The sequence below is a fragment of the Pararhizobium sp. genome (assembly GCF_035497515.1).
Lineage (GTDB): Bacteria > Pseudomonadota > Alphaproteobacteria > Rhizobiales > Rhizobiaceae > Pararhizobium.
Genome location: NZ_DATJDJ010000118.1, coordinates 1 through 8625 on the forward strand (window position 1 = coordinate 1; position 8625 = coordinate 8625).

Consider the following 8625-nt stretch of genomic DNA (forward strand, 5'->3'; position numbering starts at 1 on the left):
GGCCGGACAGAAACTCGGCATAAAAGAAGTCGACGACGGCATTTGGCTCGTCAGCTTCATGCACTATGATCTGGGATATATCGACCTGGAGCAGAGGACTTTGCAAACCATCGACAACCCGTTCGGCACGAGGTTGTCACCCATGTCTTAGGTACGAGGTGTTACCTATGTCTCCGGTATGGACATAGACAGAAATGGTGGGCCCGGAGGGACTCGAACCCCCAACCAAGCGGTTATGAGCCGCCGGCTCTAACCATTGAGCTACAGGCCCTCAACGGAACATGTCCGGTACCCGCCGGCCAATGGCAGACGGCGGGTGGATTGGCTCTAGCGGAAAACTGTTTTTCCCACAAGACATCGCCGCAATCCCTACACAATCAATGCCCAAGAAGGAGCCAGGGACAAAACACAACCGGAGAGAACCCATCCATGACATCTTATTCCTTTTCCCGCAGCCTCAGGACCGCCGTTCTCGCGGCCGCTTTTGCGGGTGTGGCCGCGGCTTCGGCGCTGGCGCAGGACAATGCGCCGCGTGAAGCCGTGATCACCGTCTCGGGCGAAGGCCGTTCCAGCATCGCGCCGGATATGGCGATCCTTTCGTTCAGCGTCGTCAAGGATGCCAAGACCGCCAGGGAAGCGCTCGACGCCAACAACAAGGCGATGGCGGACGTGCTGAACGCGCTGAAGAGCGGCGGCATCGCCGATCGCGACCTGCAGACCTCCGGCTTTGCGGTCAATCCGCAGTACCAGTATCCGGACAACAGCGATGGCGGCAATCGCCAGGCCGTGCTGACCGGCTACCAGGTCGCCAATTCGCTGACGATCACCGTTCGCGACCTTGCCAAGCTTGGCGACATCATCGACCAGTCGGTGACGCTCGGTGTCAACCAGGGCGGCTCGATCCAGTTTACCAACGACAAGCCCGAGGCTGTTATCACCGAGGCCCGAAAATCGGCGGTGACCGATGCCGTGGCCAAGGCAAAAGTCCTGTCGGAAGCGGCTGGCGTCTCGCTCGGACGGATCGTCGAAATTTCAGAGAACGCATCGCGGCCGGAACCGATGCCGATGATGCGCACCATGGCAAAGGAATTTGCCGCCGATGCCGTACCGATCGCGACGGGAGAGAACAGTTATAACGTCACCGTCAACATGACCTTCGCGATCAAGCAATAATAGCGCACCATGGATCACCGTGGATGTTGCGGAATGAAAAATTGAAACCCGCTTCGGCGGGTTTTCTTTTGCCGGGAGACGGTAACACAGCGCTCATCCGTCCACGACAAACGAAACGCCCCCCGTGACAGGATCACGAGGGGCGACACTTTCCGTCGGCCGGGGGAGACAAGACGGAAGGTATTCGAACTGGCCGACGTGGATCAGCCGCCGATAAACGGGCAGCCGCGTGCATTGGCGAAAACGACCCGGCGGTAATCGCCCCAGCGGCGGCCTTCGACGACGACACGGCGCGGCGAGACATCGACGACGCGGGCGCGGCGCAGACCATGGGCGCGGGCCTTGTCCTGGGCGAGCCACGGATCGCAACGGCCGCGACGTTCATGGCCCCAGCCGCCGTGGCGGCGTCCGGAATTGTAATGGCGTCCGCGGTTCCAGTCGCGTTCGTCGCCGTAGCGCTTGCCATCGCGGTACTGGACATCGACCAGGCCACCGGAATGGATGCCGAAGGTCAGCGTATCGGCAGCGGCCGGTGCCAGCGTGGCGCCAAAGCCCGTGAGGCCGATGAAACCGGCCAGCATCAGTTTCGAAAGGATCTGTTTCATGACTGTTTCTCCCGTATTGGTCTCTCAGCATCCGCCCGTTCAAGTCTTGCCGGGCATTGGGATCACACTAGATCCGAGTGGCTGAACGGAAACGGAATCCACCGTTCATCCGAGGTTCACGGGAGATCCAGGTCGCGACAGGGAGGTTGCAGAAGCGATCTCGAATCGCTTCAGTGGGCGAGCGCCTTTTCAAAGACGCGGATGTTGCGGTAATGGCTGAGCCTTGTGACGAAGCCATTTTCGAACTCGAAGACGAAGACGCTGGGGATCGAATAGGACTGGCCGCTGGCTTCCGGGAAACCCGGCATGGTCTCGCGGTAATGGCCGCGCGCGGTGACATCGACGGCGACGCGCTGGCCGAAGGCGTCGTGCATCAGCACCATGTCGCTGAAGCGTTCGTCGAAATGGCGGAAATAGCTCATGACATTCATGCGCAGCGGGCCGGCGCCGATGGTCCGCTGGCCGGTCAGCGTGTCGAGCGCCACGTCCTCGTCGAGAAAGGAGCCGATCGTCTCGAAATCCCGCTCGTTCAGGGCTTCGATGAAGCGGCTGGCAATGGTCTGCGCGTCGGTCAATGATCTTCCCCCTAGCTGTCGAACCGGCAACCAAACGCACCGGCGAACCATAACGCCAAAGCCCTGATTTTGTTCCCCGAATGACGATCGAAGTGCTGGCGCAGTTCAACATCGCCGAGACTGCACCGAGCAATGCCTGATTGTCCAGAACAAACGTTTTGCCGGTGGATCAGCCTGCGAGATGCAGGACGATCTCGCGGCGATGCGGACGGTCGCGGTGTTCGAACAGATAGATCCCCTGCCAGGTGCCGAGCATCAGCCGGCCGTCACCGACGGGGATGCCGATCGAGACCTGCGTCAGTGCCGCCTTGATATGGGCGGGCATGTCGTCCGGCCCCTCGGCCGTGTGGGTAATCCAGCGCATCGACGGATCGTCCGAGCGTGGCACCAGTCGCTTGAAGAATTGGTCGAGATCGCGCTTTACATCCGGATCGGCATTTTCCTGAATGAGCAGCGAACAGGATGTGTGGCGAGCGAAGACCGTCAAGAGCCCCTCCTCCACCCCGGCCCTGACGACGAAGCGCTCGGCCTCATCGGTAAATTCGTAAAGGCCGGCGCCGCGGGTGGAGAGGCTGATGATCGTCTGGGGCATGGTGTTCCTTCAGCAGTAAAGACCAAACGGACCATGTCACAATTCGAGGAAGCTTTTGAAGCCTCCATAGATCATCCGCTTGCCATCGAAGGGCATGGTCCAGTTGTCCGTCTTGAGACGGGGATCGGCCATGACCTTGGCATTGATTGCGTCCCGCGCCTCGCGCGAGGGATAGGTGATCCAGGAGAAGATCACCAATTCGTCGTCCGTCGCCTTCACCGCGCGCGGGAATGAGGTGATCTCGCCATAGGGCACGTCGTCGCCGATGCATTCGACATAGGAGAGCGCACCATATTCCTTCCAGACCGCGCCCGCAGTTCGGGCGAGGTCCTTATAGGCTTCGATATTGTCCTTCGGAACGGCAACGATGAAACCATCGACATAGGGCATTTCGGATCTCCTCCACGATAACCGATGGCCGGAAACATGGCGCGGCCATCGGATGCGTCAAGCCGCGGCTTTAAGAAAAGGTGGCAGCGTTTCGGGCGAGCGCCGACCGGCATGCGGCCATTCCTCGTCCAGCTGCGGACGCAACCCCGCGTGCATCCGCAACAAAACATTCATCCAAATGGTTGACTAATGAAGATTCGTCCGTATATTCATCCATATGGTTGAATTATGGAGATATCGCCGGCCCCCGTATTGTGGACCCGGACTGTCGCCGCATGCCGGCCAGACGAAACCCTCGCCCGACGGCGGGCGCAACTCGAACCAGACAGCAGGAGAGCCCCATGACCGATCGCAACTTCACCACCGCCTTCACCATCGAGCAAACGCCGGAAGCCGCCTTTGCCGCCATCACCGATGTCCGGGGCTGGTGGTCGCAGGATATCGACGGCCCGACCGACCAGGCCGGGAAGGCCTTCAAATACCGGTTCCACGATATTCATCGCTGCGAGATCCAGGTGACGGAACTGGTGCCGGGCAGGAAGGTCGCCTGGCTCGTTCTCGACAACGACTTCAACTTCACGCAGGACAAGAGCGAGTGGAAAGGCACCGAGATGATCTTCGACATCTCCAGAAAGGACAATCTGACCGAGGTACGCCTGACGCACCGGGGCCTCGTCCCCGAATATGAATGCTACGACGCCTGCTCCAACGGCTGGACCACCTATGTCAACGGCAGCCTGCGGGACCTGATCGTCACGGGCACGGGACAGCCGAATGTTGGCCAGCCGATGAACGACACCGAGCGGGCGCTCGCCTCGTAGGTCGCTTCATCAACGAAGCCCGACGCCCGGTCGATCGACCGGGCGAGGACGCAGACCTCTCCCATCGGCCAAACAAAAACGACGTCCTCTTGTTTCGGGGCAGTTGAAAACGTCGATTGTTCGTGAAAACTTACAGGCTGGAAGCGGAACGCCGGCCCGGAAACGCAGACACCCTTTTCTTCAAGCATGGTCATCAACGGCGCGTATACCGCCTTCACAACGGAGTTTCGGCATGGCCAATTCCTCCTATCGCTGGGTGATCGTCGCCGCCGGCGGCCTGCTCGGCTGTCTTGCCATCGGCGCGATGTTTTCGCTGCCCGTGTTTCTGCTGCCGATCTCGCGCGATACCGGCTGGTCGGTGACCGGCGTCTCCAGCGCCATGACGATCGGCTTCCTGGCGATGGCGGCGGGCAGCATGGTCTGGGGCAGCCTGTCGGACCGCTGGGGCGCGCGACCGATCGCGGTCGTCGGCTCGACGATCCTCGCCGGCGGTCTTTTCCTGACCAGCCGCGCGACATCGCTTCTGGAGTTCCAGCTGATTTTCGGCCTTGTGGTCGGTGGCGCCACCGCGGCGATCTTCGCGCCGCTGATGGCCTGCGTAACCGGCTGGTTCGACACGCATCGCAGCCTTGCCGTGTCGCTGGTCTCCGCCGGTATGGGCATGGCGCCGATCACCATGTCGCCGCTTGCCGCCTGGCTCGTCACCATCCATGACTGGCGGACATCGCTGCAGATCATCGCCGTTCTCGTCGCCGCCGTGATGATCCCCGTATCGCTGCTCATCCGTCCAGCGCCGGCACTGCAGGGCGCGACCGTGACCGTTGCGGACAATGGCGGGCCGCAATCCTCGATGACGGTCGGACAGGTGGTCCGATCGCCGCAATTCATCATCCTGCTGCTCACCAATTTCTTCTGCTGCGCCACCCATTCCGGGCCGATCTTCCACACGGTGAGCTATGCCATCAGCTGCGGCATTCCGATGATCGCCGCAGTGACGATCTACAGCGTCGAGGGATTGGCCGGCATGGGTGGGCGCATCGCCTTCGGCCTGCTCGGCGACAGGTTCGGCGCCAAGCGCGTTCTCGTTCTGGGGCTGCTGGCGCAGGCTTTCGGGGCCCTCGCCTATTTCTTCGTCCGCGAACTTAGCGCCTTTTATGCGGTGGCCGCACTGTTCGGCTTCATCTATGCCGGCGTCATGCCGCTCTACGCTGTGCTGGCGCGCGAAAACTTTCCGTTGAGAATGATGGGGACGGTGATCGGCGGCACGGCCATGGCCGGCAGCCTGGGCATGGCGACCGGACCGGTAACCGGCGGGCTGATCTACGACACGTTTGCAAGCTATGGCTGGCTCTATATCAGCGCCTGGGCAATCGGCATCGGCGCGTTCCTGATCGCCATGACCTTCAAGCCCTTCCCGCAGGCACAGCCGGAACTGGCGCCGGCGCGCGGATGACCGCTTTCGCAAATGACCGGCCGCGTCCAGGCCGCCATGATGACGATGGTGAAGCTTGGCGTCGCGGGCTTGGAAAAAGCCGCAACCGGGGGCTGACAGAGCCTCAAACCCCTTCCATATCCTCCTTCAGGCGGGTGAGCATCTCGACCGCCTGCGCCGCATAGGGACCGATCCAGCGATCATGGATATCCTTGATCGGCAGCGGATTGAGATGGTTCCAACGCTCGCGTCCCTCGCGCCGGACGATGATCAGGTCCGCCTCCTCCAGAACTTTCAGATGCTGCATCACCGTGCAGCGGTCGAGCGCGAGAAAGTGCTGGCACATTTCCCCCGTCGTCTGCGGCCGATCCTTCAGCCTGTCCAGCATGGCGCGGCGACTGGCGGCGGCCAAGGCCTTGAAGATCCTGTCGTTTTTCTCATCGATTGACATGTTATATTTTTATAACATAATGGCGCCATCGACAAGCGGGAAAACAGGAGGAATGATCATGGATCTGAAGTTCAGAGTTGCCGGCCGGATCGCCAAGCCGGTTTCACAGGTGTTCGAGGCGGTGGTGAACCCCGACCAGCTGTCGCGCTATTTCACCACAGGCGGCGCCAAGGGAAGACTGGAGACCGGCGCCACCGTGACCTGGGATTTTCACGATTTTCCGGGCGCCTTTCCCGTCCATGTGGTCGAGGTGGTGAAGGACAAAAAGATCGTGTTCCTATGGGCCGGCAACGAGGGCAGTCCGGAGCCTGTCGGCTACGACACGACGGTGACGATGACCTTCGAACCGCTCGAAGACAACCGCACGCTCGTTTCGATCAGCGAGGAAGGCTGGCCGACGACACCGGGCGGGCTCAAGGGATCGTTCGGCAATTGCGAGGGTTGGACGGGGGCACTCTGCGCCATGAAGGCCTGGCTGGAGCACGGGCTTAACCTGCGCGAAGGCTTCTACAAATAGAAACCCGACGGGCGTGGCGGCTCAGTTTTTCGGAAACCGCCGCGCCTGCCACTGGCTTTTCGGCACCGCATCGCCAACCGCATAACTGAAGGCGGCGATACCGTCGGCCTCGGCATTGACGGTGCATTTGAAATCGACGTCGATCCAGCCCCCGGCGGTCTTGTAGGCGGCGCCTTTGGCCGTCATCACCTCACCCGAGATCGGCGAACCGTTGCGCGGATCGAAAAACAGCCCTTGCGGCACGGTATCCGGCCGGGCGCGACGAACCTGTTCCAGCGTCTCGATCATGCACATCTGCACGATCCGCCGCTCCCTCGGCAACTTGCCGAGCGCCTGCTGGACGCGCGGATCCGAGAGCGTCTTGGCGGAATAGAGTTCGCTTGCCTTCTTCAGTTCCGAGGGCGGTCGCTGGGGTCGTGTCTCCGCTGTCAACGAATCCGCCGAGGCAAGCTCCTGGCTCGCGGCCCTGTTGTCCACGGGGATATTCTTCGGCCGCGCCTGTGGGGTCGGCACGTTTTCGATCAGCGCCTCGCCTTCGTTAAGCACATCGCTCGGATTGACCGATTCGGGCAGATCGAGTTCCGGCAGCTTCGCGACAGCCGGCGTATCCACGGGCTTGTCCTGCGGCTTGCTGAGGTCCGGTTCATCCTTCAGCGGCGGCTGCCCGGCTTGCGGGATGACGGGATCGGCGCGGGGCTCGGTATCCGGCTTTTTCTCCGGCTCCGACGGGCGATCGCCGCCCGCCTCCTTGCCGCCGTCCTTTGAAGCGGATTCGAAGGCCTGCGGCAGGGAGGGAGCAGCCTCCGCCTTCCGCTCCTCGACCTTCTTCGCGTCCGGCGGCCGCTTGGCGGGCTCTTTCAGTGGTTGTTCTTCGGGCTTGGCCTCCGGCTTTTGCTCGGCCTTTTCAACCGGCTTTGCCTCTTCGTCTGCCTTCGGCTCAGGCTTTTCTTCCAACTTCGCTTCCGGCTCCGGCTTCACAACCGGTTCCGTCTTTTTCTCGGGCTCCGGCTTCTTTTCAGGTTCCGGCTTTTTCTCAGGCTCGGGCTTCTTCTCGGGTTCCGGTTGTTTTTCCGGCTCCTGAACCATCTCGACCTTCACCGTTTCTTCCTTTTCAGGTTCCGGCTGGGTCATCGGCCATTGAAGCAGGAGTGCGGCGGCAAAACCGACATGCAGGATCACGGAGGCGAAAAGCCCCGCTCCGAATGATCCCTGCTTCTTTTCGGAATTCTGCTGCATGTCAGGTGAATAAAGCCGGATACTGACCGGATCGTGACCGGCGGCGAGACGAAGGAGAAGGCCCGGCCCCTCCGGGCAGACGCCCCTCTCCTAGCATGCGAACAATGCCGTTCCTAGCGCCGGGCAAGGTTCAGGCCGAATGCTCCACGATCTCGAAACGGTCGGGATAAAAGGCCAGATGATCCCTGATCTCCACCACCGCGCTGTATGGCGCCTCATAGGACCAGATCGCATTGGCAAGCTGCGCGCCGCCGGTCGGCACGCCGAAATACGAGGCGTCACCCTTGTAGGGGCAATAGGTCGTGTGGTCGCTGCGCGCCAGCGCCGCCATGTCGACATCCGCGCGCGGAATGTAATGCACCGCCGGATAAGACGCCTCACGCAGAGTCAGGATATTACGGCTGTCGGCAATCGTTTGGCCGTTCAACCGGATAACGATACGTCCGCCATATGCGGTGATGGTAATCGGATGATCGGGGCCAGGGATTTTGATGGGCTTCTCGGGCATCGGATGTCCTCGTTCTGAAACAACAGGAATGACATGGGGTGCAAAGCGCATTTCCCCAAGATGCTTGCCCCCAGAAGGTCGATTTCACGCCCTTGTAAACGAAAAAACCCGGCCAGCTTTCACTGACCGGGCTCTTGATGGCTCAATCGGCTGATGATGCGGATCAGCTGTCGAGGAACGAGCGCAGCTTCCTGGAGCGGCTCGGGTGCTTCAGCTTGCGCAGCGCCTTGGCCTCGATCTGGCGGATACGCTCGCGGGTGACCGAGAACTGTTGGCCGACTTCTTCGAGCGTATGGTCGGTGTTCATGCCGATGCCGAAACGCAT

12 protein-coding genes, 1 tRNA gene and 1 pseudogene are annotated in these 8625 nt (G+C 61.3%); 5 read left to right on the forward strand and 9 right to left on the reverse strand.

Annotation, left to right across the window (positions count from 1 at the left end; translation table 11 throughout):
• A pseudogene (locus VL202_RS26040) lies at window positions 1-151 on the forward strand (IS481 family transposase); the annotation flags it as partial.
• 44 nt (window positions 152-195) lie between these two features.
• On the opposite strand, the gene VL202_RS12655 reads toward VL202_RS26040, so the two are convergent.
• Window positions 196-271, reverse strand: a tRNA-Ile gene (locus VL202_RS12655).
• Between the two features lie 158 nt (window positions 272-429).
• Here VL202_RS12655 and VL202_RS12660 point away from each other — a divergent pair.
• On the forward strand, window positions 430-1173 hold the full coding sequence (locus tag VL202_RS12660; RefSeq protein WP_325464469.1) for an SIMPL domain-containing protein: 744 nt from the start codon (window positions 430-432) through the stop codon (window positions 1171-1173).
• 203 nt (window positions 1174-1376) lie between these two features.
• Here the strand turns inward: VL202_RS12660 and VL202_RS12665 are convergent, their stop codons facing one another.
• The 4 genes from VL202_RS12665 to VL202_RS12680 all read right to left on the reverse strand — a co-directional run bounded on the left by VL202_RS12665 (window position 1377) and on the right by VL202_RS12680 (window position 3335).
• Entirely contained in the window at window positions 1377-1778 is a 402-nt protein-coding gene (locus tag VL202_RS12665; protein WP_325464470.1) for a hypothetical protein, read from the reverse strand.
• Window positions 1779-1948: 170 nt separating this feature from the next.
• Entirely contained in the window at window positions 1949-2353 is a 405-nt protein-coding gene (locus tag VL202_RS12670) for a ketosteroid isomerase-related protein (protein WP_325464471.1), read from the reverse strand.
• Between the two features lie 169 nt (window positions 2354-2522).
• Complete coding sequence (locus VL202_RS12675) at window positions 2523-2945, reverse strand: secondary thiamine-phosphate synthase enzyme YjbQ (protein ID WP_325464472.1); 423 nt, start codon at window positions 2943-2945, stop codon at window positions 2523-2525.
• A gap of 36 nt (window positions 2946-2981) precedes the next feature.
• On the reverse strand, window positions 2982-3335 hold the full coding sequence (locus VL202_RS12680) for a DUF1428 domain-containing protein (RefSeq protein ID WP_325464473.1): 354 nt from the start codon (window positions 3333-3335) through the stop codon (window positions 2982-2984).
• A 341-nt stretch (window positions 3336-3676) separates the two neighbouring features.
• Between VL202_RS12680 and VL202_RS12685 the strand changes: the two genes are divergently transcribed.
• Window positions 3677-4156, forward strand: a complete 480-nt coding sequence (locus tag VL202_RS12685; RefSeq protein WP_325464474.1) for an SRPBCC domain-containing protein — start codon at window positions 3677-3679, stop codon at window positions 4154-4156.
• 232 nt (window positions 4157-4388) lie between these two features.
• The gene (locus VL202_RS12690) at window positions 4389-5609 is read left to right on the forward strand and encodes an MFS transporter (RefSeq protein ID WP_325464475.1); all 1221 of its coding nucleotides are present in this window, start codon (window positions 4389-4391) and stop codon (window positions 5607-5609) included.
• Between the two features lie 103 nt (window positions 5610-5712).
• On the opposite strand, the gene VL202_RS12695 is transcribed toward VL202_RS12690, so the two are convergent.
• Complete coding sequence (locus tag VL202_RS12695; protein WP_325464476.1) at window positions 5713-6039, reverse strand: ArsR/SmtB family transcription factor; 327 nt, start codon at window positions 6037-6039, stop codon at window positions 5713-5715.
• Window positions 6040-6097: 58 nt separating this feature from the next.
• Between VL202_RS12695 and VL202_RS12700 the strand changes: the two genes are divergently transcribed.
• Window positions 6098-6556, forward strand: coding sequence for an SRPBCC family protein (locus VL202_RS12700; RefSeq protein ID WP_325464477.1), 459 nt, complete (start codon window positions 6098-6100; stop codon window positions 6554-6556).
• Between the two features lie 21 nt (window positions 6557-6577).
• Here the strand turns inward: VL202_RS12700 and VL202_RS12705 are convergent, their stop codons facing one another.
• The 3 genes from VL202_RS12705 to VL202_RS12715 all read right to left on the reverse strand — a co-directional run.
• Window positions 6578-7792, reverse strand: coding sequence for a DUF930 domain-containing protein (locus tag VL202_RS12705; protein ID WP_325464478.1), 1215 nt, complete (start codon window positions 7790-7792; stop codon window positions 6578-6580).
• Between the two features lie 130 nt (window positions 7793-7922).
• The gene (locus tag VL202_RS12710; RefSeq protein WP_325464479.1) at window positions 7923-8300 is read right to left on the reverse strand and encodes a DUF427 domain-containing protein; all 378 of its coding nucleotides are present in this window, start codon (window positions 8298-8300) and stop codon (window positions 7923-7925) included.
• Window positions 8301-8463: 163 nt separating this feature from the next.
• Window positions 8464-8625, reverse strand: a 162-nt coding sequence (locus VL202_RS12715) for a sigma factor-like helix-turn-helix DNA-binding protein (RefSeq protein WP_325464480.1), incomplete at its 5' end; no start/stop codon positions are given.